We start from the raw sequence: 23087 nt of genomic DNA, 5'->3' as shown, positions 1-23087 counted from the left end.
ACTCGGGAAAAACTCACGAACAACCTGACCCGGGAGCCCTTCGTTCTCTGAGGATGATTAGGCTGACCGGGAATGCGTCAGCTGCGCGGATGCGCACGATGGCAGGAGCACGCGTGAGTACGACCGTGAGCACGTCACGGGCACTGCTGAGGGTGTCGATCCAGAGCGAGGGTCGGCGGCTCGATGTCGGCGTGCCCGCCCAGCTGCCCCTCGTCGAGCTGATGCCCGGCTTCGCGCGCGGCCTCGGCGTGCTGGATGCGACCATGACGCACACCGGCTACGCCCTGCAGCGGGCGGATGGCACCCGCCTCGACCCGAGCCGCGGCGCCGCCGAGCAGGGCGTGCTCGACGGCGAGCTGCTGACGCTCGCGCGCGGCGTGCAGCTGGCCGAGCCCCGCGTCTACGACGACATCGTCGAGGCCGTGATCGACGCGACCGGCGAGCAGAACCGGCCGTGGACCCCCAAGGACAACGCCCGCACCGCCCTCGCCGCGAGCCTCACGCTGCTCGGCATCTGCGCCGTGCTGCTGCTCGCCGGCGGCGGCGACGGGCCCTCGGCGCTGCTGCGCGCGATCATCGCCGGTGCCGGAACCGTGCTGCTGCTCGCCTCCGCCGCCGTCATCGAGCGGCTCGGCCAGGCCGAGACCGGGCGCGGCCTCGCGCTCGCCGCCGCCGCGTTCGCCGCGCTCACCGGCTACCTGCTGACTCCGTCCGGCGACGGACTGTACGGCTGGCCGCTCGCCGCCGCCGGAGCCGGCGCCGTCGTCGCCGGCGGCATCGCGCTGCTGCTGAACCCCGCATCCCGCGCGATCCTGCTCGTGCCGCTCGTGCTCGGCGGCGCCATCGGCATCACGGGCGGCATCGCCGGGCTCATGCCCGGCAGCCAGCAGAGCGCCTACGCCCTGATGGTCGCGGTCGTGATCACCCTCGCGAACGCGCTGCCCTGGCTCGCGATGACGTCGACGCGCATCCGGGTGATCTCACCGCAGAGCGACCAGGAGATCTTCGACGACCCCGACCCGATCGATACCGAGCAGGTGCGCGCCCGCGCCGCCGCCGGCCACCGCGTGCTCGTCGCGCTGCGCCTCGCGCTCGGGCTCGCCGCGCTCGTCGGCGCCCCGATCGTCGCCGGCGCCAGCCCGGCCGGCGCCGCGCTCTGCGCGCTCGGCTTCATCGGCATCATGATGCCCGCGCGCCAGAGCTTCGCCCGCGCCGAGGTCGTCGTGCTCATGGCCCTCGGCACCGCCGGCATCGCGATCACCGGCGTCACCACGAGTCTCGCCCAGCCCGACCTGCGGCTCGTGCTGCTCGTCGCGCTGCTGACGGTCACCGTGATCGTGATCTTCCTCACGCTGCTCGCGCCGCGCGCGCGGATGCGCCTCACCCGCCTCGCCGACACGGCCGAGGTGCTCGTGATCGGACTCCTGCTGCCGCTCGGCGTCATCGCCGCCGGAATCGCCTGGGCGTGACGTGGCCACCAAGAGCGATCTGATCGAGGCGCAGAACTTCTCGCGCCGCCGCCTGCTCACCGCGTTCATCTCCGGCGCCCCCGGGGGACGCGAGCTCGAGCCGTCGAAGCCGCTGCGCGCCGTCATCGTCGCGATCGCGCTGACCGTCGCCGTCATCCTCGCCGGCGTGTTCTACGGCGTGATGCAGCCGGGCCTGCCCAACGACTGGGGCAACAACCGGCTCATCATCGCCAAGGACACGGGCGCCCGCTACGTCAGCTCGAAGAACGTGCTGCACCCGGTGATCAACTCGGTGTCGGCGCGGCTGCTCATCCCGAGCACCGACTTCAAGGTCATCACCACGACCCAGGCGCGGCTCGCCGGCGTGAAGCTCGGCGCCCCCGTCGGCATCGTCGGCGCCCCCGACACGCTGCCCGCCGCGAACCGGCTCATCAACGACGGATGGACGGCCTGCGTGGCCGACGACGGCGGCAACCGGGTGCGGATCGGCGGCTCGACCGCGAGCGCCACGAAGGATGCGGTCGTCGTCTCGTCGGGCGGTCAGATCTACGTCGTCGCCGACGACACCCGCTTCAAGGTCGACCCCGAGCAGACGGATGCGGTGCTGCGGGCCGCCGGCATCGACTCCTTCGCGCCGGTCGCCGTCGACCCCGCCTGGCTCGACCTGTTCACCGAGGGCGCCGACCTCGAGGCGATCGTCACGACCGACGCGGGCACCCCCGTCGCCGGCACCTCGCTCAGCGTGGGCGACGTCGTGCACATCACCGGCCAGCCGGTCAGCAAGCGCTTCCTCATGCTCGAAGACGGCACCTTCGGCGTGCTGAGCCCGCTCGCCTGGCAGCTCTACCAGCTCGGCAGCGGACGCGGCGGCGACCGCGTGCTCGAGGTCGCCTCGGCGGATGTGGCGAACATCCGCAACGCCACCGCACCGGTCGGCGGCGCTGACTGGCCGAGCTCGACCTTCGCTGCGCTGTCGAGCGACACGCGTCCGTGCGCGCTGCTGCAGCACGACGCCCGCGGGCTCGCCCGCACCGTGCTCGCGACCACCGCGACGACCGAGGACGCGGATGCCGCACTCACCGTGTCGGCCGGGCGCGGCGCGATCGTGCTGGCCGGCGGCCGCGGCGCGCAGGGATCGCCGCTGCTCACGATCATCGACGCGACCGGCACCGCCTACGCCCTGCCCGGCGCCGACGAGGACACGGTGGCGCGGCTCGGCTACACGCTCGAGCAGGTCGGCCGCGCCGACCAGAGCTGGATCCGCCTGTTCAAGACCGGGCCCGCGCTGAGCACCGCCGCGGCCGGAGCGGAGCCGGGCGGCGGTCCGGCCGAGCCGGGTTCGACGCCCTCCGCCGGCGCCTCGTCGAACGCCTCCGACTCGGACGGCTGACCGTGCTCGGCACCGCGCGCGCCGCGCACATCCACGGGGTCGGCCGGATCCGCCGGGCCCCGCGGGCTCAGCGACCCGGCGGGACCCGGTCCGGTGAAGCTCGACCTCGCGCGGCACGAGCGGGCGCGGGGCTGCTCGGCGCCGGGCTCGCGCTAGCGCTGCTCGGCGGGGCCGGGGGAAGCGGAGGCGTCGCGGACACGGCGGGATCCGGCGCGACCGCGATCGGGACGAGCGGCGCCCGGGTCAGCGTCGACGCCGACTCGGGATCGAGCGACTGCACCGCCAACGGCGGTACCCGCATCGCGCAGACCCCTCCCGCGCTCGCCCAGCTGCAGTCGGAACTCGCCTGGGGCGTGAGCCGCGGCACGGGCGTCGTCGTCGCCGTCGTCGACTCGGGTGTCGACGCCCGTAATCCGCACCTCGCCGGCGTGCTCGCCGGCGGTGTCGACCTGGTCGGCGACGGCGCAGGGCAGAACGGCTACGCCGACCTCGACGGGCACGGCACCGCGATCGCCGGCCAGATCGCCGCCCGCACGATCGACGGCTCCGGTGTGCAGGGGCTCGCGCCCGAGGCCCGCATCCTCTCGGTGCGGGTGTTCTCGACGACCGAGCAGGATGCGCGCAAGGCCGGCTACGGCCCGACGATCCCGCGCATCGCCGAAGGCATCCGCGTGGCCGCCGACGCGAACGCCCAGGTCATCAACGTGTCATTGAGCAGCGCCTCCGACGCCCCCGAGCTGCGGGATGCGGTGGCCTACGCGACCGCGCGCGGCAGCCTCGTGGTCGCGAGTTCGGGCAACGCCGACAACAGCCAGTCGGTCGAGGAGAAGGCGTCCGGCGCGGCGCGCTACCCGGCCGGAGACCCGGGCGCGCTCGGCAGCGGCGCCGTCGACGCGGCGGGCGCGGCCGACGGCAACAGCGTCAACGGCCCGCACGTCTCGATCGCGGCGCCCGGGCAGAACATCGTCACCTCGGCCAGCAACGGCATCGACTGCGTCTACTCGAGCGATGCGGCGCACACGAGCTTCTCGACCGCCTACGTGTCGGCCGCGGCCGCGCTCGTCGCCGCCGCGCATCCGCAGGAGACGCCGGCGCAGTGGAAGTACCGGCTCGAGGCGACCGCCGTGCGGCCCGACCCCGACCGCCGCGACGACGCGATCGGATGGGGCGTCGTGCAGCCCTACGACGCCATGACGCTCGCGGTCGGCGGCGCCCTGCGCGGACCCGAGAGCGCTTTCGGCGGCGGCACCGCATCCCCGCCCGCCGATGATCAGCGCGACCTGGCGCTCGCCCACAGCGACCCGGCGAGCACGCTCGCGACGACCATCTCGATCGTCGGCGCGGTCGCGGCGGCGGCGGTGCTCGGCGTCGTGGGCGTGCTCGGCTACTACCGCCGTCGACGCCGCGCGGAGGAGTCGCCCGACGAGTTCGGGGTCTGAGCGCGGGGCGGATGCCGGCGGGTCAGGGGGCGAGGAAGGCCGCGACGATGAGGATGAGGCCGCCGATCGTCACGACCACGGCGGCAGCCGCGAGGATCAGCGCGAGGCGGCCGGCGCGCCGAGCCGAGCGTGCCACGGAGGGCATCGACGGGGCGACGGCGCGCGTCGCCTCGATTCCGGGAGGCAGCTCGGGCACGATCGGCGGCGTCGGCACCGGGCGCGGCACGTAGGCGTCGCGGGCGCCGACCCCGGCGCCCGCGGCGGAGGGAGCCTCGACGAGTCCGCTGGGCAGCTCGACGCGGGCGAGCTGCGCCGCCGTGCGCCGGGCGCGACGCGGGCCGAGCTGACCCGGGTCGGCGAAAGCGGCGGGGGCTGCGGCGGCTCCCGCTGCGGCTGCGCTGGATGCTGCGGCCAGGCCGCCCGAGCCGCCTGCTCGGTCGGCGAGGGCGCCCCCGCGCGCGTCGGGCGATGCGACGCCGACTCCGGGAACCCCGGCGCCGCCGGGCGTGCTGCCGACAGCCGGCGCACCCCAGCCGCGGTCGGCGACGATCGTCTCCTCCGCATCCACGACGATCGTCTCGTCGCCGACAACGGTTCCGCCCACCAGCAGCGTGCGTTCGTCGGCCTCGTCGAGTGCCCCGATCGCGATCGTGCGCTCGTCGGCGTCATCTACGCCCTGCGGTCCGGCCGATCCGGCCGCTCCCTCGTCGGCATCGCCCATCAGGCTCGACAGGTCGAGGGATCCGGTCGCCGTGCGCGGACGCTCGTCGTCGCTGGTCATCGGGTCGCCGTCGCTCAGATCGGGATCGTCGCGCTCGCGGAGAGCTCGATCGAGTCGGTGCGGTCGGCGGTGCTGGCGGCGCCGCCCGCGCGCACATCCACGACGAGCACGGTGATGTTGTCGCGGCCGCCGGCGCGCTTCGCCGCATCCACCAGCGCCGCCGCCGCCGACTCGGGACGTCCCGCCATCGTCAGCATCGCGCGGATCTGCTCGTCCTCGAGCTCGCCGTGCAGCCCATCCGAGCAGATCAGCAGGCGCTCCCCCGTCGTGACGGGCATGAGCCAGGTGTCGGCGCGCGAATCAGGGGCGCCGATGGCCCGGGTGATCACGTTGCGGTGCGCGAAGTCGCGGCGGCCGTCGGCGGTCAGCGATCCGGAGTCGACGAGGGCCTGCGCCAGGGAGTGGTCGACCGTGAGCTGCTCGAGCTCGGAGCCGAAGAGCCGGTACACGCGCGAGTCGCCGACGTTGACGATGAGCCAGTGCGGCTCGCCCTCGTGCTCGAGCAGCACGACGCCGGTGACGGTGCTGCCGGTGCCGCGGCTCGTGGTGGTGGCGATCTCGGCGACGTCGTTCTCGGCGCGGGTCAGCGCCCGCCGCACCCCGGCCGGGTCCACGTCGCCGCGCCCGCACAGCTCGATGCGGAACGCCGCGACGACCGCCGCGCTCGCCCGGTCGCCGGCCTCGTAGCCGCCCATCCCGTCGGCGACCAGGTAGACCGGGCGCTCGGCGAGTGCCGCGTCCTCGTTGGCGGTGCGCTTCAGCCCGACGTCGGTGAGGCCCGAGACCATGAGGTCGACGAGGTCGAGGCGGGCGCTCACGAGCGGTCCTCGGTGTCCCACTCGGATTCGACACGGCTCGCCGCCTCGGCCGCCTCGGCCGCCGCGGAGCCGCCGCCGAGGCGGTCGAGGTGCATCGCGACGCGGCCGAGCACGAAGCGCCGGCCGGCGAGCAGCACGCCGTCGCCGGCGGGCACCGGATGCTCGCTGCCGTCGGCCTCGATGACGCGGACGCCGTTGGTCGAGCCGAGGTCGCGGATGCGCCAGGTGTCGCCTTCGCGGTCGAGGCGCGCGTGCACCTTCGACAGGGTGCGGGTCGCATCGCGCACCGCGAGGTAGTGCACGCTCGGGTCGGTTCCGGCGGGCTTGCGGCCGAGCACGACCGTGCCGCCGATGAGCTGGTAGGTCGGGCCGTCGTCCAGGGAGAGCTCCCAGCGCACGGTCGCGCTCGGGTCGACGACGATCGTCGCGCCGAAGTCGTCGTCGTCCTCATCGGCGACGCCGGGAGCGGCGGCCGAGCCGGGGGCTCCGGGGACGGGGCCGAGGCCGAGCGGATCGACGCCCGATGCCACCGCGGCGCCCGCCGCCGGCGGAGCGACGATGCCCGCGGCCGAGCCGACGCCGCCGACCGCGGCCTGCGGGTCGACCGTGACGACCGGCGGACGCGACCACGGGCTCGGGCCCGGGTCAGCGACGGGCGCCGGCTCAGCAGATGCGGGCTCGGGCTGCTGCGGGTCGGCGACGGGCGCGTGCGGTCCCGCGACGGGAGCCTGGGGAGGGGTCGCCCACGACGGCTCGTCGGCGACCGGCTGCTGCGCTGCGGACGCGGCCGGCGGCACCAGGCCGGGCGGCGGAGTGATGACGTAGTTCCCGGCGCCGTCGGCGGCGGGAGCCGCGATGGAGCCGTCCACCGGCGCGGCGCTCGACGGCGCGGCACCCGACGACGACGTGACCGAGAACCCGGGCGACTCGATCAGCGGAGCCGGCGCTGCCGGCGCGGAAGCCGTCGTCGCCTGGCCCCAGTCCGGTGCCGACACCGCGCCCGGCTGGCCCGGGTGCCCCGCTGCCGCCGCGAGCGCCGCATCCACCGCATCGCCGACGGAGGACTGGCCGTAGCCGGACTGCTGGCCAGGGACGGACGGCTGACCGTACGCGGGCTGCTGCCCGTACGCGCCATAGCCGGAGGGGTCGCCGTAGGCGGCGGGAGCAGGTGCCGACCCGGGAGCCGATTCGGCGCCGGGAGCGCCCGCGGGCTGCGCCCCGTACCCCGCATACGCATCGTGTCCCGCGTATCCGGGCGCGGGGGCGGACCCCGCGCCGGTCATCGGCACGGGGATCGCGACCGAGCCGCCCGACGCGGACGCCGAGCCGGGAGCCGCGGCGCCGCCGACACCGGCGCCCGAACCGTAGCCCGGTCCCGCCCACGCCTGCTGTCCGGCGCCCGCCGCGACGCTGCCCGACTGCCCGCCGAGTCCGCGCAGCAGCAGCATGGCCCACAGCGGCATGAGCACGAGCGCGAGCACCACGTACCAGGTCGGCTTGCCGAGGCGCTGGTCGATCTTGTGCGCCGACAGCGCCGTGAAGATCACGACGACGATGTTGCCGCCCGGCACGAACGAGAGCAGGACGAGCAGTCGGCTGTAGCCGCCGATGTGCAGGATCTCGGCCACGTTGAGCACCGGAACCCACCCGCGCCACGCCTCCGAGCCGAAGTGCGGGAACAGCTTCGAGAGCATGAGGCCGAGCCAGACGTACACGCCGACCGAGATCAGCACGCTGATCAGGCTGACGACGATGCCGATGACGCCGATGCCGGTCGCGTCTGAGGAGCTCATGCGCCCATCCTGCCGTTCAGTGCGCGCAGGAACGACACCGGCGTCACCGCGGCGCGCAGCCGGTGTCGCCAGCGGAGGCTCTCGGTGCGCCGCGCCAGCTCGGCGTCGACCAGACGCCAGGCCTCGGCGACCGACTGCCGGGTCGGGGGATGCTCGGCGAACACCGCGTGATCGGCGAGCACGGCGAGACGGGATGCGTGGGGCGAGCCGAGCCGGCCCGCCTGGTCGCGGCGGGTGCCGGGCCCGGCATCCACTCCCCCGTCGATCCAGGTGTCGACCAGCTCGGCCCAGGCGCCGACGACGGCGACCTCGGGCACCGCGGCGCCCCGGCGGGCACGGCGGCGCAGGCGCTTCGCGACGAGCAGCACGAGGGCGGGCAGGGCGAGCAGCAGCAGGGCCGCGGCGCCGAGCCCGATCGGCTTGAGGAAGGGCAGCAGCGCGCCGAGCAGTCCCCCGCCGTCATCGGCCGGTCGCTGACCGCTGCGGCTCTCGTCGTGCTGGTCGGTCGGCGGGCGCACGGTGTCGACCTTCGGCTGCTCGGGCACGGTCGCGTTCTTCGGCAGCTGGCGGCCGGTGGTGACGATCGTGGGCAGCTTCTCGAACTGCGGCTCGGCGTCGATGACGGTCCAGTCGGCGGCGCCGGGCGAGCGCACCTCGACCCAGGCGGCGAGATCGCTGCCGGTGCAGGTGCCGTCGCAGGTGCCGACGCCGCTGCCCTTCAGGCCGCTCATCCGCACGCCGACGACGACGCGCGACTCGTAGCCGAGCGCCCGACCGAGCAGCGCGGCGGCGGTCGCGAACTGCTCGTCGTCGCCGAGCGCCGCGACGAGCAGCTCGGGGTCGGCGGTCTCGCCGACGCTGTCCTGCTGGTCGACGAGCTGCTTGAACAGGGTCTCGACGCGAGCGGCCGAGTGGCCGGCGTAGGCGGGCTGGAAGCTGTAGCTGGTCTGCTTCGAGAGCGCCGCGATCCACGACTTCGCCGCCGCGTCGTCGTCGAGCGAGTGCGTCAGGTATCCGCGTTCGCGCAGGCGCTCGACGAGCTCACGGTAGCCGTCGGCGGTGCGCGGCTGCTTCTGCGCTTTCAGCCAGGCGTTCAGCTGCGGGTAGGCGGCCGTGTCGAGCAGGCTCGAGCGACCGGGGGCTCCGAGCTCGACGTCGCGGCTCGGCGCGACCTGCACGGTGTAGCTGTCGCCGTCGCGCACTCCGCGGCCCGCGGTCGAGGGCGCGATCTGGATGCCGGCTCCGCTGTCGCGGTCGAGGTAGAAGCCGTCGGCGAGGGCGGTCGACCGCGATCCCGCGAAGGCGGGCGCCGACTGCACGCCGTCGGGCAGCGGCATCCACACCCCGTCCAGGCCCTTCTCGATCGTGATCGTCACGGGGCGCGAGCCGGTTGCGGGGGTCCCGCCGGGCAGGCGGGTGAAGCGCTCGTCGTCGCCGACGCGGAACTCGGCGCCCGTCCACGAGTCGAGCACGGCGAGGCGGATGCGGTCGCCCGCGGTCCCTCCAGCGCCGTCGGCGCCGTTGCCGGCACCACCTGACCCGAGCCCGCGCACCGAGAACAGCGGCTCGGAGTACGCGTCGGCCGTGAACGCCCCGCGGTACTGCGACAGCGGGGTGCTCTGCGCGCGCAGGATCAACTGCGGCTCGGCCCCGGTGCGCAGCGTCGAGCGCGGCGTCACTCCGGCGAGCGCGGGGGTGACGGCGAGTCCGGCGACGAGGGCGACGCCGAGCAGGCCGACGACGAGCATCCGCCGCCGCACGAGCGCGCCGATCGGCGAGCGCCCTCGGGTCGTGATGCCGGCGTCGACACGGGCCCGGGCGAGCGCGGCCCGGCGGATGAGGCGGGCGCGCACGACGAGCCAGGTCAGCGCCAGCGCGAGCGCGACCAGGCCGAGCGCCATCTCGCGCACCGCGCCGATCCGGGTGCCGAGCAGCTCGATGCCCGTGCCGCCCGAGGTGGGGCCGAACGCGATGCCGAAGACCGACATGAGCAGCACGACCGGCGCCGCCGCGATCGCCCGGGAGCCCGGCGCGGTCGCCAGCGCGGTCGCGAGGGCGGTGCCGACGAGCGCGACGAGCAGGAACGGCACGAGCACCGCCTGGTAGTCGCCCAGCGGCAGCTCGAGGGTGAGCAGCTGCTTCCAGCCGAGCACGATGCCGGCGATGCCGTCGCGGAGTCCGTTGAGCAGCGCCGACGGCGAGGCGAGACCCGAGGGCACCGCGAGCGGCACGACGAGCGCGACGAAGGCGAGGGCGACGAGGCAGATTCCGGCGAGCGCGGGCCAGCGGCGCCATCCGGCGACGAGGGGGATGGCCGCGCCGACCACCCCGGCGACGGCGGCGACGAGGATGAGGCGCGGCGTCTGGAAGATCGGCCAGGCGAGCGCCGTCGCGACCGCGAGGCCGAGCAGCACGAAGGCGACGGCGACGGCGCGCTGCAGCAGGCCGGCGCGTGACTCGGCGCGGCGGCGGTTGCGGCGGGGACCGCGGGGCTGCTTGCGCGGCCCCGGCTTCGGACCGGGCGCGGGAACCGGGCCGACCTGACCCGACGGCGCGCCGAATCCGGGCGGCGGCTGGATCGGGCCGGGTCCGCCGGCGCCGGGCCGCCCGACGCCGGGTCCGACACCCTGACCGCCCACGCCGCTCATGCGAGCGCCCCGCGGGCGATCATCTGGCCGAGGTCGCCGAGCGCGCCGACCGTGATGACGCGCATCCGCCCGGCCCGGCGCAGCGCCGGCTGCGCGTTCTCCTCGCAGCGCACGACGACCGGCTGGCTGTCGTCGAAGGGATGCGCGACCGCGCGCAGCTCGTCGAGGGTGAGCTGCGACCCGGTCACGATGAAGACGATCGAGAGCAGGTCGTGCCGCTGCGCGGTCAGTCGGGCGACGTCCTCGAGGGCGCTCGTGGTCTCGCCGCCTTCGACCTCGGCGAAGCCGTCGAGCAGCGTCTGCGGCGAACGGGTGGAGAGCTGACGCAGCGCGACCGACGACCCGCGGGTCGCACCGTAGTCGTCGGCGCTCGTGGTCACGATGAGGTCGCGGCCGTCGCGCAGGGCCTGCAGCCCGAGCGACGCGGCGACGCTGATGGCGAGCTCGAACTCGTCCTCGCCGGCGTACTCGCGGTGCGCATCCACGCCGATCACGACCGCCATGCGGGCGTTACGGGTCTCTTCGTACTGCTTGACCATGAGCCGGCCGGTCTTCGCGGTCGACTTCCAGTGCACGTTGCGGCGCGAGTCGCCGGGCAGGTACTCGCGGATCGCGTGGAAGTTCAGGTCGGCCGAGACGATGTCGGTTGTCGGCATGCCCTCGAGGTCGCGGATGACGCCCGCGCTCGTCGACGGGATCGCCGCGGTCACCGGGTGCACATGCAGCGTCTGCACCTCGGGCCACTGCACGGTGCGGCGCAGGATGCCGATCGGGTCGCCGCGGGTCACCGAGAGCGGTCCGACGTCGACGACCCCGCGACGGCGGGCCGAGATCGTGAGCCGGTCGTCGTGGTGGGCGCCCGGCATGAGCAGCGGCACCTGGGCTTCGACGAGGCCCTGCCCGATCGGCACGTCGACGACGCCGGGCAGCGCGAGACGGCGGCCCACGTTGGCCACGCGCAGATCGGCGTCGACGGCGGTTCCGGCGACGACGCGGTCGCGCGCGAGCACCAGCCGGGCGCGGTACTCGTGGCCGGCGAGCAGGAAGGGCACGCAGAGCAGCAGCAGCACGGCGGCCGCGGCGGCGGCGATCCAGCCGAGCGTCCAGCCGAAGGCGAGTCCGGCGGCCGCGCCGAGCACGACCGTGACGGCGAGCAGCCAGCCCGCCGGTGTGACGGTCTCACCGAGCCAGCGCAGCGTCTGCCGGGTGCGCCCGGCGACCGCGCGGACCAGCCGGCGTGCGGTGCGACGGCCGCGGTCGACCCGGCCGAGGCGGGTGCTCGTGACACGCGTGACGGTCGACGAGCGGGTCGCGGTGCTGGTGACCGAGTAGGTGCGCTCGACGCTGGGGGCGAGCCCTCCGTCGGCGGCATCCGACGCATCCGACCCGCGCACGCCGCGCCGCGCCGCGCCGCCCGCTCGCCCGGCGCCGCTCACGCCGCTCACGCCGCCGCGCCCGCGACCGCGACGCGGTTCGGGTGAGGCTCCTCCGCGCGGGGCGGGGCTGCGGTCGGGGCGGGCCATGGGATCAGGCGGCGCCGTTCTCGGCGGGCGCCGGCACGTCGAGCAGGATCTGGCTGATGACGGCATCCGCCGTGACGCCGTCGAACTCGGCGTCGGGCTCGAGCACGAGACGGTGCGAGAGCACCGGCAGCGCCAGGTCGCGCACGTCGTCGGGGGTGACGTACGAGCGGCCGTGCGCGACGGCCCAGGTCGCGGCCATGCGGGCGAGCGCGAGCGCCCCGCGCACGCTCGACCCGAGGCGCACCTCGCGCGCACGCCGTGTCGCGCCGACCAGGCGCATGACGTAGTCGTGCACGAGCGGGCTCGCGTAGGCGCCGCCGACGAGCTCGATCATGGTCGCGAGCGTGGCCGTGTCGATGATGCCCGTCACGTCGCGGCGCGGCGACTGCGCGTTCTGCAGGATGCGCAGGGTCGACGCGTCGTCGGGGTAGCCGATCGAGGTCTTGATCATGAAGCGGTCGAGCTGCGCCTCGGGGAGCCGGTAGGTGCCCGCCTGCTCGACCGGGTTCTGGGTGGCGAGCACGACGAAGGGGACGCCCACCTGACGGGTCACGCCATCCACCGTCACCTGCCCCTCCTCCATGACCTCGAGCAGCGACGACTGCGTCTTCGGCGAGGCGCGGTTGATCTCGTCGGCGAGCACCACGTTCGCGAACACCGGCCCGGCGTGGAACTCGAACTCGCCGCGCTTCTGGTCGTAGACGGTGATGCCGGTGACGTCGCCCGGCAGCAGGTCGGGGGTGAACTGGATGCGCGTCGAGGTTCCGCGGATCGTCTGGGCGAGCGCGCGAGCCAGGGCCGTCTTGCCGGTTCCCGGAACATCCTCGAGCAGCACGTGCCCCTCGCTGAGGATCGTCGCGAGCACGAGCTCGACGACGTGGCGCTTGCCGAGCACGGCCTGCTCGACGTTCTCGGCGAGCTGGCCGAACGACTCCGCGAACCAGGCGGTCTGCTCGGGAGTGATGGTCATGGTGTTCCTGTCGTTCGGCGTGCGGCGGGTGCGGTGCAGCGGGCGTGGTCGTGGTGCGGTCGAGCGGATCGGGTGCCGGTCTCGGGCGGGCTCAGCCGCCGGTTCCGGGGTCGGTGGGCGGGTTCGTGGGCGTCGTCGGCAGCAGGCATCGGGTGAGCGTCGCCGGCTGCAGCGAGGACCACGCGCCGGTGAAGGTGATCGAGTAGGTGATCACGTTGTTCGGGATGTCGACCGAGGTCGCGACCGTGAAGTTGCTGCCGAGCGCCGCCGTGCTCGAGACGTCGCGGTTCTGCGGCGTCGCGACGCAGTCGGTCGGCACCGAGACGCGGGCGACGGTGGGCGCGGTCGCCGCCGTGATGGGCGTCTCGGCCGAGCATCCTTCGTTCGCGTCGACGCAGTAGCGCACGGCCGGGTTGCGCGGGGCGCTGTCGTAGCTCAGCTCGAAGGTGCTGCGGTCGAAGCTGTTGCCGGCGTAGCGGTAGTAGGTCTGGTACTGCGGCGACTTGTCGGCGACGACCGGCATCGTCCCGGGACCGTAGACGGCCTGGTTCTGGTACGCGCCGGACGAGCTGTAGGCGGGGCTGGTGACGACGGTGTAGCTGACGGCGTCGGGGGTCGGCGACAGCGTCCACACCAACGCGGTGTCCGAACTCGACACCACCCCGAATCCGTTCGACGCGCACGCCTTGGCGGTGTAGCGCTTGCTCTCCTCGAGCCCGGTGAAGGTCGCGCTGTCCTGCCCGCCGTCCATCTGCGGCTTGCCGTTCCCGTCGTTGCTGGTCATCGTGCACGCCGGCTCGGCGCCACCCGCACGCCAGATCGCGTAGATCACGCTGACGCCGTTCGGGCTGTAGTTCGGGTTGAAGTTCGCCCCCTCGAACACCGCCGAGGTGTTGCTGAGCGCCCGGAGCCGCCCGCCGCTGTCACGCCGCGGCGCGCCCGCGATCGTGACCGGCACGTTGCTCGACTGCCCCGAGCTGTCCCCGCCGTTCGGGGGCTGGAACCGGCTGAGCGGCGTGATCGAGATCTGATGGTTGCCGGGGTTCAGCTGCAGCTGCTTGCTGAATCCGCCGCCGACCGCTCGCTCGATGGTCTCGTTGCCGTTGTCGATGCGCACCCGGAACGACTCCGTGTCGCCGCTCGCGGTCACGTCGAGATTCGCGAATCCCGTGTTCGTGTCGGTGCGGCCCTGCACGAAGACGGTCTGCGCCTTCGCGCTCGTCACGGTCGGCGACTGGTAGGCCCAGCTCTCGACCGAGCTGGTGTCGACCGACTCGCCCACCCCGTTGACCGCGCGGGCGGTGTAGCGGTGACGCTGGCCGTTCTGCAGCCCGCTGATCACGCACACCCAGGTGCCGGCCGATCCGGGGCGGCACGCCGCATCCACCCGCACGCCGCCCTCGTAGATCGCGATGCCGGTGACGCCGGGATGCGCGGTGGCGGCCTCGCCGAGGTCGACGAGCAGGGTCGTCGAGGTGCCGTTGTACTCGGAGGTGATGAGCGACGACGGCGCGGCCGGGTAGCCCTGCACGTCGATCGTGAGGTTCGCGCCGCCCATGCGACCCTGCGCATCCGCCACCGTGTAGGGCACGATGCAGCTGCCGCCGGCCGGCTTCGCCGTGCGCGGCCAGGTCGCCGTGATGCCGCTCGTGCCGTTCGTGCTGATCGTCGCCGGCTCGCACGTCGTCTGGCCGATGCCGACGAGCTTGAGACCCGAACCCGACTTGCCTGCGAAGGGGTCGTACTCGCCCGAGATGCCGACGACGGGGATCGTGCAGCTCGCGCCCTGGCTGACCGAGCAGCTGCGCGTGAACGTGACCGGGCGCGGCGCATCCGCCGGCGCGATGCCGACGACGAGCGTGATCGCCGAGGTGAGACCGCCGAAGCCGGTGACCGAGACCTGCACGCTGTCGCGTGAGCCGGAGTGGGCGCCGGCCTTCGCCGTGACGGTCAGCGTGCGGCCCGAGAGCGCGGTCTCGAAGCCCGATCCGCTGTACGACACCCGGTAGTCGAGCTTGCTCTGGTCGCCGACGCGGCCGCCCTCCCAGCGGGTGATCTCCTTGTAGAGGTCGATCGTCTGGGTCGCGCCCGGCGCGACGGTGCGGCTGAGCGGATCGAGGATGGCGCGGGGCGCCTTCGAGGTGATCGCGACCGGCACGGGCACGGCCGTCCAGTTCTGCTGCCCGGCGACGCGCACGAGCACCGTGCAGCTGTCGGTCCAGGGGGCTTCGCGTCCGGCGGCATAGCTGACGTCGCCCGAGCCGGCGGACTTGCAGGTGGCGTTGGCCCGCTGCGCCGCGTAATCGCCGCCCTTCTGCTCGAGGCGGTCACCCGATCCCAGGTCGATCAGGTCGACGAGTCGGGCCGTCGCGGTCGCCTCCTCGCCGAGCTTGATCGGCGTCACATCGGGTTTGAGCTGCAGGCGCATGTCGTCGAAGGCGGGGATGCGCAGCAGGCCGTAGCCGATCACGTCGGCGCCGGTGGCATCCGTGCCCGCCAGCTGGAACGGCACGACCGCGCCCGCGGCGGCGTCGGGCCCCGAGATGCGCCACCCGTCGACCGTGTACTTCTTCGCGGCCTCGCCCCAGACGGTCAGCTTGAGCTTGTCGAGCTCGCCGCTCGACCACTCCGTCTTGCCGGTGACGACGTCGATGCCGGTCGCGAGCGTGCTGCGGTCGGCGATCGTGACGACCGTGTCGGTGATCGTCGGCGGCACCGCGGTCGCGCTCGGCGCGACGGTGACGACGATCAGCCCCTCGGTCGTGCTCGAGGTGAGCTTCGACCGGGCCGTGTAGATGTACGAGTGCACGCCCTCCACGTCGCCGGCCGTGAGCTTCACGATGCCCTTGCTCAGGTCGGTGCCGTCGTCGATGAGCGCCTGCAGGCGGTCGTACTCGCCGCCGGTGCTCGTCTTCGGCGCGTCGGGGGCGAGCGAGATCAGCTCGAGCGCGCCGCCGGCGGGGTCGCTGTCGTTGCCGAGGGGCAGCACGGTCAATGCGGTCGCAGCCCCGCGCACGGCGCGCACGGCGTCGGAGTAGGTGATGGGGGCGACATCGCTGAGCCGGCCTTCGGGCACCGCCACGTTCACGGTCGCCGACCCGCTGCCGCCGTGCCCGTCGCCGAGCGTGTAGCGGAACGCGACCTGGCCGTCGGCGACCCCTCCGCCGGGAGCCGTGTACCGGATCGTCTGGCCGTCGGCCGAGATGGATGCGGCGCCCTGCCCCGCCTTCGGCTGCTCGACCTGGGTGAGCACGGTCGCATCCCCGTCGGGGTCGGCGCCGGTCGTCGGAACGGGGATGTCGACGGTCTGCCCGGCGAGGGTGCGGGCGCTCAGCGCGCGCGGCTCGGGGTCGTGGTTCGTGCCCGCGGCGACGACGGTGATCGCGACGGGCGCGGTGGCGGTGCGCTTCGGGTCGCCCGCGAGCGACACCGAGTAGCGCACGGTGTAGCTGCCGGCCTTCGCCGGCGCGAGGTAGCGCAGGGTCTGACCCGACGCGAAGACGAGCTCGTCCTTCGCGCCAGACCCCTGCACCTGCGTGCTCAGCTCGAGCTGCTCACCGCGCGGGGCGATGTCGTTCTCGGTGACGGGGATGTCGACCACCGACCCGGCGCGCACGGTCACCGCGTCGGGCAGGGCGATCGGGGCCACGCCCGTGGTCGCCCCGGTGAGGAACACGGCGACCTGCCCGGTCGCGGTCGTGCCGACGCCGTCGGTCACGGTCACCGTGGCGGTGCCGACCCGCCCCGGCTGGCCGTCGTCGGTGGAGCCGCTGACGCGCAGCTGCGCACCGCCGATCACGCTGACGGCGAGGTTCGGATCGGTGGTCGTCGCCGACGAGATCGACAGCACCCGCCCGGTGGTGTTCTGCACCGCGGCGAGCAGGTCGAGGGTCGTGTCCTGCTGCGGTCGCACGAACGCGGTCAGCGGCGGCACGCCGATCGAGCCGGCGCCCTCGACGGCCGAGAAGCGCAGCTGCGCCGTCTGCTCGGCGTCGGTGCTCGCATCCTGCACCGTGTAGGTCAGGGCGAACTGCCCCGCGCGGGATGCGGTGACCGCGACCGTGCCGGCGGCCGCGTTGGGAACGACCGTGATGCCGTCCTGCTGGGCGTCGGCGACGACCGCATCCACGAGACGGTAGGAGCCGGATCCGCCGCGCACGTGCTGGGCGACGTCGATCGTGAGCGGGTCGCCGACCCGGCCCACGGCCGCGAACGACCCGGCGGCGAGCGCGCTGCCGCCGGCCACGACGACCGTCAGCTGTCGGGTCGACGTGGCGCCCTGCGCATCGGTCACGCTGATCGTGACGGTCTCGGTTCCGGGCGCGGCGTTGGGGTCGCGGTGGCGGATGGCGACGCGGCCGTCGCCGGTCGGCACGACCGTGAGCGCGCTGTCGGGGTCGTCGGGGCTCGCCGCGCTGAGCATCATCGCGTCGCCGTCGGGGTCGACCCAGCCGTCGAGCACCGGGACCGTGGTGGTGGCGCCCGGCTCGATCGACACGCTCGGCCACGGCTGCAGGCAGCCGTCGACGCCGCACCACTGGGGCGGCGCGTTCTGGTCGTCGGGCACGATCCGCAGCGTCACCGTCGTCGGCGGCGAGCTCTGCTGGCCGTCGCTGGCCGCGTAGGTGAAGGTGGTGCTGCCCGAGCCGGCCTTGACATCCACGACCAGCTGCTGGTTCTGGGCCGCGAGCGACAGGGTGCCGAAGCCGGGGTCGGCGAGACCGCTGACGGAAGCCGGATCGACGGTCAGCACGTCGCGCTTGTTCGGGTCGTGGTCGTTGAGCAGCACCGGCAGCAGAACCTGGGTGCCGGCGCGCACGCCGAAGCTGTCGGGCTCGGCGACCGGCGGCTCCTCCTCGGCGACGTCGGGCACCTCGACCGTGCCGGCCTGCTGGGTGGTGCGATCGCGGTCGACCGTCCACTGCGAGAGCGGGATGACCGTGCCGTCGGGGATCGTCCACAGCAGTCCGGTGCTGGTCTCGGCGAGCACCGCGCGGCGGCCGTTGCTGGCGATGAGCGGCACGATCGTGCGGGTCTGGGCGAGGGCGCCGGCGGGCACCGAGAGCCGGCGATCCACGCCGTCGGACGACCAGATGTGCCCGCCGCTCTGGCTGATCCAGGCGCCGTAGACCACGCCGTCGACGACCGCCGGCGCCGCCGGGGTGCCTCCGCCGTCGCCGACCCGACGCGCGGTGCCGTCGGCGGTCGCGACCTCGACGATCCCGTCGCCGTCGGCGAAGTAGGCCCGGTCGCCGGCCGAGCTCGCCTGGCCGGCCACCGCATCCGACCCGAACGTCACCGACACCGGGGCGCGGGCGCCGTCGATCCAGACCCGGTCGCTCGCCGGGGCGGCGAGAGCCCAGTGCCCGCCGGCGGCCGTGAGCAGCAGCTCGGCGTCGGCGCCGGGCGCCGAGGCGAGCTTCTGCGGATCCGACCAGGATGCGCTGCTCGCGTCGTAGCGCCGCACCGCGCCCTCGGCGGCCGAGTAGACGACGACGCTGCCGTCGTCGGCGATCGTGAGCGCGCTCGCGACGTAGGCCGCGGTGCCGGTCTTGGCCGTCGCGACGAGGGGGTCGATCTGCGTCGGCTCCCCACCGGAGCCGGCGGCGTCGACGCGGGCGATGAAGACCTTGCCCGATTCGGTGAGGTAGGCGCTCCACGGCCCCGACGACACGACCTGGCGGGTTCCCGGAGGAGTGCTCTCGCCCTGGGCGGCGGCGTCGCCGCCCGAGCTCGAGCCGGTGGCCGATCCGGATCCGGAGTCCGATCCGCTGTCGGCGCCGGCCGCCGCATCCGTCCCGCTGCCGCCGTCGCCGCTGTTCGCGGCGGCCGCGCCGGCCCCGCCGCTCGCCGCCGACACCAGCGCCGGCGGATCGCTCGGGTCGATCGTCCAGCGCTTGCGCAGCGCATCCGTCAGCACGACCGTCGACGCGCCGCTCTGCACGACGCCGCGCGGATCCTCGGCGTCGCGCACCGTGTCGATCTGCTTCAGGTCGGTGTCGACGCGGGCGTACTGGCCGGCATCCCGGTAGACCCACACCCCGGTCTCGAGCGGATCGACGTGCTGGGCGTCGTAGCCCTGCGCGACCACGATCGACGTCGCGACGACGGCCGCCGCCGCGACGCTCGACACGGCGGCGATGACGATGCCGCGAGTGCGACGACGTCGAGGGGATGCGGTGCCGAGGCTCACAGGAATCCCACCGTCCGCAGGATCACGGCCGCCCCGACGAGCACCACGACCGCGATGCCGGCGCCGAGGAGAGCGGGGAGGATGGTGCGGCTGCGCCGCCGATCGCGGATCACGAGCCCGTCGCGGTCGACCTCGGCGGCCGCCATCCGCGCGCGCTCCCGGGCGGCGCTGCGCGAGTCGGGGTTGACGACGGTCACGACCTCGCCGCGGTGGCGGTCGTCGGCCAGGTCGATCGTGCCGCCGGCGCGCGCCCACTCGGTCGCGGCGACCTCGAGCGTGGTCGGCGGAACGCCGAGCTCGTACTGCACCCAGCGCAGCTCCTCGGCGAGAGCGTGCGCGGTCGGGTAGCGCCGCTCGGGGTTCTTCGACATCGCCGTCGCGAGGGCCTGTTCGAGTCGCGCCGGCACATCCGCCCGACCGGTCGGCACGTACTTCGCGGCGATCACCCGCTGGGTGATCTGGTCGCGCGAGTTGAGCTCGCGTCGCTCGCTCTCGAAGGGGCTGCGGCCGGCGAGCAGCGTGTAGACCGTCGCGGCGAGGCTCCACACCTCGCTCGGCACGGTTCCGGTGGTCTGCTCCTGCAGCACCTCGGGCGCCGACCACGGCACCGACATCGCGTGTGCCGTGTCACCGGAGACCGACAGCGCGGCGGCGATGCCGAAGTCGGCCAGCACGGGCGAGCCGAGGCTCGACACCAGCAGGTTCGAGGGCTTGATGTCGCGGTGCAGCAGGCCGGCGCGGTGCGCGCTCTCGAGGGCGCCGCCGATGCGCACCCCCGCATCCAGCACGTCGTTCACCGGCAGCGTCGATCGCTTCGCGCGGGCGCCGAGGGTGTCGGGGCAGTACTCCATGACGAAGTAGGGGCGGCCGTCCGCGGCGATGCTCGCGAGGTGGATCGTGACGATCGAGGGATGCGTGCTCAGTCGGGCGAGGATGTCGGCCTCGGCGTTGAAGGCCCGCAGCAGCGCCGGCGTGACCGCGTCGGCGCTGAGCACCTTGACCGCGACGACGCGCCGCGGCAGATCCTGCTCGTAGAGGAAGACGTCGGCGAACCCGCCCGAGCCGAGGGGGCGCACCACGCTGAAGCCGGGCAGCATCGGGGGCGCCGCGATCGCGCGTCGTGCCACGGGTCCTCCTGCTCCGGTCGGCTCGCATCGGGTGCGGACGCACGCCCCTCCTCGGCAACCGGCACCACGGCAGATGTTAGAGGATCAATCGGGATCTTGCGCCCGGGCCCTCGTGGAGACGGGCCTCACATGAACGCTAGGCGACCTCTCTTTACAGCGCGAGAACAGCGCGGATAGCGTCGGGGCGTGATCGAGGAGCCGGACGACGTCATCGCCCGGATCGACGACGACATCCGCCGGGTGCAGCAGCGCGCCGAGGCCCTGCCGAAGCTGCAGGCGGCAGTGGATGCGGTACGCGAGACCGCGCGCGGCGAGCGCCGCGATCTGCTGGTCGAGGTGGATGCCTCCGGCCGGCTCACCCGGCTCGAGATCGATGACGACGCCGTCGCCGATCGGGGCGGCCGCGCGGTGTCGGCCGAGATCCTCGCCCTGATCTCCACGGCGACGCGCGGCGCTCGCGCGAAGACCGTCGCCGCGACCGAGGAGCTGCTCGGCGCCGGAGACCCGATCGCCGCGAAGCTGCAGGCCGACGCCGAGGCGCAGGATGCGGCGAGCGCCGCCCGCGCCCGCGGCTGGACCGAGGGGGGACCGCGATGACCGGCGAGCACATCGCGATCGACGCCGACGTGCTGCGCACCCAGGCGGCGAAGGTCGAGGCCCTCGCCGACGACGTGGCCGAGGCGGCCGCAGCGGCCGGCAGCGTGAACATCGGCGGCGGGGCCTTCGGGCTCATGTGCGCCTTTCTGGTTCCGGTCATCTCGCCGGTGACGACGGCGACGACCGGCGCGATCCGCTCCAGCGGCGAGCTGCTGAAGCGCACCGGAACCGAGCTGCGCGGCGCGGTCGACGACTGGGATGCCACCGAGGCCGACATCGAGGCGGCGCTGAAGAAGCTGCACCGCTCGCTGGACTGAGCCGCAGCGAGCCGAGCCGTACCGAGAGGACGAGGAGACGCATCCGAACATGTCGAACACGCTCGTCGCCCCCGTCGTCGACACCACCTCGCCCTTCTCCGGCGCCTTCCTGCTGCAGGACGGCGAAGACCTCTCCTCGGCGATCAGCTCGGGATCCTGGGTCTCGGGCGGACTCGCCGCGTTCTCGACGGCCCTCGACATCGGCGCCTCGCTCGCCGACCCGATCGGCACCCTCGTCGCCAACGGACTCGGCTGGCTGCTCGACCACTTCGAGCCGCTGAAGACGTGGATGACGCAGCTGACCGGCAACGCCGACGAGGTCGCGGCCTTCGGGCAGACCTGGTCGAACGTCGCGAATCGGATGCGCGAGACGGGTCAGAATCTGCAGACCCGCGTCGGCGATCTGAGCTCGCTCTCGGGCGCGACGGTCGACGCCTACCGCCGGTTCGCCGACGATCTCGCGCAGCACGTGCACAGCATGGGCAACTGGGCCGGCGCCGTCGCGACCGGACTCGACATCGCCTCCCAGCTGGTGCGCGTCGTTCACGACCTGGTGCGGGACGCGATCGCGCAGGTCGTGGGCATGGCCGTCTCGGCCGCCACCGAGCTGATCGTCACGGTCGGCACGGCGGCGCCCGCCGTCATCGGCCAGATCACGGCGCGCGTGTCGGCTCTCGCGACCCGCGTGGGCCGCACGGTCACCCGGCTGCTCGAGTCGATGAAGTCGCTGCGCCCGCTGCTGCAGTCGATGCAGAAGCTCGGCGCCCGCGCAGGCGAGCTGCTGAGCGGGATGCTGTCGGGCACCGCGCACGCCGCCCCGGTCAAGCGCCTCGTCGGCGAGGGCGGCTCGGAGGCCGCGAAGCGCGCCCCGCACTTCGACGTGCAGTTCAAGCTGGGCTCGGGTCACGACAAGGTCGAGTTCGAACGGCAGCTCGCCGGCCAGCAGGCCGGCATGAACGAGCTGTCGGTGCACGACTTCCTCGCCAACCGCGACGCCTACCTGTCGCGCGGCGGCCGTGATCCCGCCGGTGACATCGCGCAGACCGCCGCCCGCAAGGAGGCGCTCATCGCGAAGACCGAGGAGCTGCGCGGCACCGGACTCAGCCGCGCCGAGGCGAAAGCCCAGGCCGAGGAGTGGCTGTCGACGCAGGCCGCCCTGCACAACCCCGACCAGATCGCCGGCGGCTTCGCCGACCGCATCACCGACATGGGCGACAAGAACATCAACTCGTCGATCGGCTCACAGTGGCGCACGCGCATCGGCGCGCTCGACGAGCACATCCGCACTTTCGCCGAGGGACTCACCGAGGCCGAGCGCAAGTCGCTCCTGCTGAATGTGAGCTTGAAGCCGTAGGCGACGCCGATGCGCGGGCCGCCGCATCGTCCCTCCCACCTGTCACCCGGACCCGATAGAACTGGATGCGATGCCTCAGATCCCCGACTTCGTCCCCGCCGCCCCGGTGCCCGCCGCCACGATCGAGCGCTACCGCGGCCGCATCCCCGACCCGGTGCTCGCCGTCTGGCAGTCGCAGGGCTTCGGCGACGGCGTCGGCGGGTGGCTGAAGGTCATCGACCCCGACCTGACGATCGAGCGGCTCGGCGACGCGCTGCCGGCGGCGGGGCTGATCCCCCTGTTCGCGACGGCCCTCGCCGACATCGTCGTCTGGGATGAGGCGCGGCAGAAGAGCCGCGTCCTGCTCTACCGCTACGGCCGCGTCGACCCCTTCGGCACGAACTTCGACCTCGTCATCGGCGACCTCTCCGACCCGGAGGCCCTCGCCGAGGACTGGCTCTGGGAGCCCTTCCCGGCGGCTGCCGCCCGCCTCGGCCGCCCCGGCTACTCGGACGCGTTCATGTACGTGCCCCTGCTCGCCCTCGGTGGACCGGAGTCGCCCGACCACCTCGACACCGGCGACCTCCTCACCCACGTGCAGCTCATCACCCAGCTCGCGGGCCCGCTGCGGTACGTCTGAGCCGGCCGCCGCGGTTCACCGTGTCGCCCGCGCGTCCATGCGAGTGCTG

At 74.0% G+C, this 23087-nt stretch carries 15 protein-coding genes; 7 read left to right on the top strand and 8 right to left on the bottom strand.

Going from position 1 to position 23087, the window contains the following annotated elements:
- Positions 1-113: 113 nt before the first annotated feature.
- Genes eccD through FJ657_RS04075 form a run of 3 tightly spaced genes read left to right on the top strand, consistent with a single transcriptional unit; the run spans position 114 to position 4298 of the window.
- Positions 114-1469 carry a type VII secretion integral membrane protein EccD gene (eccD, locus tag FJ657_RS04085; RefSeq protein WP_255447128.1) on the top strand — a complete coding sequence of 452 codons (1356 nt, stop codon included), beginning with the start codon at positions 114-116 and terminating at the stop codon, positions 1467-1469.
- A gap of 1 nt (position 1470) precedes the next feature.
- Positions 1471-2859, top strand: coding sequence for a type VII secretion protein EccB (gene eccB, locus FJ657_RS04080; protein ID WP_141162358.1), 1389 nt, complete (start codon positions 1471-1473; stop codon positions 2857-2859).
- Positions 2860-2861: 2 nt separating this feature from the next.
- Positions 2862-4298, top strand: coding sequence for a S8 family serine peptidase (locus FJ657_RS04075; protein WP_141162357.1), 1437 nt, complete (start codon positions 2862-2864; stop codon positions 4296-4298).
- Between the two features lie 22 nt (positions 4299-4320).
- Here FJ657_RS04075 and FJ657_RS04070 read toward each other — a convergent pair whose 3' ends face one another.
- The 8 genes from FJ657_RS04070 to FJ657_RS04035 form a co-directional block, all read right to left on the bottom strand.
- Positions 4321-5079, bottom strand: coding sequence for a hypothetical protein (locus FJ657_RS04070; protein ID WP_141162356.1), 759 nt, complete (start codon positions 5077-5079; stop codon positions 4321-4323).
- 14 nt (positions 5080-5093) lie between these two features.
- Positions 5094-5897, bottom strand: a complete 804-nt coding sequence (locus FJ657_RS04065; RefSeq protein WP_255447127.1) for a PP2C family protein-serine/threonine phosphatase — start codon at positions 5895-5897, stop codon at positions 5094-5096.
- Complete coding sequence (locus tag FJ657_RS04060) at positions 5894-7690, bottom strand: FHA domain-containing protein (protein WP_141162355.1); 1797 nt, start codon at positions 7688-7690, stop codon at positions 5894-5896. Before FJ657_RS04060 ends, FJ657_RS04065 begins: the two co-directional genes overlap by 4 nt.
- Positions 7687-10338 carry a transglutaminase-like domain-containing protein gene (locus tag FJ657_RS17475; protein ID WP_141162354.1) on the bottom strand — a complete coding sequence of 884 codons (2652 nt, stop codon included), beginning with the start codon at positions 10336-10338 and terminating at the stop codon, positions 7687-7689. Before FJ657_RS17475 ends, FJ657_RS04060 begins: the two co-directional genes overlap by 4 nt.
- Positions 10335-11861 carry a DUF58 domain-containing protein gene (locus tag FJ657_RS04050; RefSeq protein WP_141162353.1) on the bottom strand — a complete coding sequence of 509 codons (1527 nt, stop codon included), beginning with the start codon at positions 11859-11861 and terminating at the stop codon, positions 10335-10337. The genes FJ657_RS17475 and FJ657_RS04050 overlap by 4 nt, the downstream gene beginning before the upstream one ends.
- Positions 11862-11865: 4 nt before the next feature.
- Positions 11866-12831, bottom strand: a complete 966-nt coding sequence (locus tag FJ657_RS04045) for an AAA family ATPase (protein ID WP_141162352.1) — start codon at positions 12829-12831, stop codon at positions 11866-11868.
- A gap of 91 nt (positions 12832-12922) precedes the next feature.
- Positions 12923-19024: an Ig-like domain-containing protein gene (locus FJ657_RS04040; protein ID WP_141162351.1), complete on the bottom strand. Its 6102-nt coding sequence runs from the start codon at positions 19022-19024 to the stop codon at positions 12923-12925.
- On the bottom strand, positions 19021-20151 hold the full coding sequence (locus FJ657_RS04035) for a serine/threonine-protein kinase (protein ID WP_141162350.1): 1131 nt from the start codon (positions 20149-20151) through the stop codon (positions 19021-19023). Before FJ657_RS04035 ends, FJ657_RS04040 begins: the two co-directional genes overlap by 4 nt.
- 186 nt (positions 20152-20337) lie before the next feature.
- On the opposite strand from FJ657_RS04035, the gene FJ657_RS04030 reads away from it, so the two are divergent.
- The 4 genes from FJ657_RS04030 (at position 20338) to FJ657_RS04015 (ending at position 23038) form a co-directional block, all read left to right on the top strand.
- Complete coding sequence (locus tag FJ657_RS04030; protein ID WP_141162349.1) at positions 20338-20748, top strand: YbaB/EbfC family nucleoid-associated protein; 411 nt, start codon at positions 20338-20340, stop codon at positions 20746-20748.
- On the top strand, positions 20745-21065 hold the full coding sequence (locus FJ657_RS04025; RefSeq protein ID WP_141162348.1) for a type VII secretion target: 321 nt from the start codon (positions 20745-20747) through the stop codon (positions 21063-21065). Before FJ657_RS04030 ends, FJ657_RS04025 begins: the two co-directional genes overlap by 4 nt.
- Before the next feature lie 49 nt (positions 21066-21114).
- Positions 21115-22419, top strand: a complete 1305-nt coding sequence (locus tag FJ657_RS17175) for a polymorphic toxin type 15 domain-containing protein (protein WP_219995857.1) — start codon at positions 21115-21117, stop codon at positions 22417-22419.
- A gap of 70 nt (positions 22420-22489) precedes the next feature.
- Entirely contained in the window at positions 22490-23038 is a 549-nt protein-coding gene (locus FJ657_RS04015) for a T6SS immunity protein Tdi1 domain-containing protein (RefSeq protein WP_141162347.1), read from the top strand.
- Positions 23039-23087: the final 49 nt, after the last annotated feature.

This window comes from Schumannella soli, assembly GCF_006517435.1.
Lineage (GTDB): Bacteria > Actinomycetota > Actinomycetes > Actinomycetales > Microbacteriaceae > Schumannella > Schumannella soli.
This window is presented reverse-complemented; position numbering and strand designations above follow the sequence as displayed.

Coding starts and splice junctions, on each gene's coding strand:
- FJ657_RS17475 (WP_141162354.1), bottom strand. CDS start 10,338: ATGAGCGGCGTGGGCGGTCAGGGTGTCGGACCCGGCGTCGGGCGGCCC.
- FJ657_RS17175 (WP_219995857.1), top strand. CDS start 21,115: ATGTCGAACACGCTCGTCGCCCCCGTCGTCGACACCACCTCGCCCTTC.
- FJ657_RS04070 (WP_141162356.1), bottom strand. CDS start 5,079: ATGACCAGCGACGACGAGCGTCCGCGCACGGCGACCGGATCCCTCGAC.
- FJ657_RS04060 (WP_141162355.1), bottom strand. CDS start 7,690: ATGAGCTCCTCAGACGCGACCGGCATCGGCGTCATCGGCATCGTCGTC.
- FJ657_RS04050 (WP_141162353.1), bottom strand. CDS start 11,861: ATGGCCCGCCCCGACCGCAGCCCCGCCCCGCGCGGAGGAGCCTCACCC.
- FJ657_RS04025 (WP_141162348.1), top strand. CDS start 20,745: ATGACCGGCGAGCACATCGCGATCGACGCCGACGTGCTGCGCACCCAG.
- FJ657_RS04045 (WP_141162352.1), bottom strand. CDS start 12,831: ATGACCATCACTCCCGAGCAGACCGCCTGGTTCGCGGAGTCGTTCGGC.
- FJ657_RS04015 (WP_141162347.1), top strand. CDS start 22,490: ATGCCTCAGATCCCCGACTTCGTCCCCGCCGCCCCGGTGCCCGCCGCC.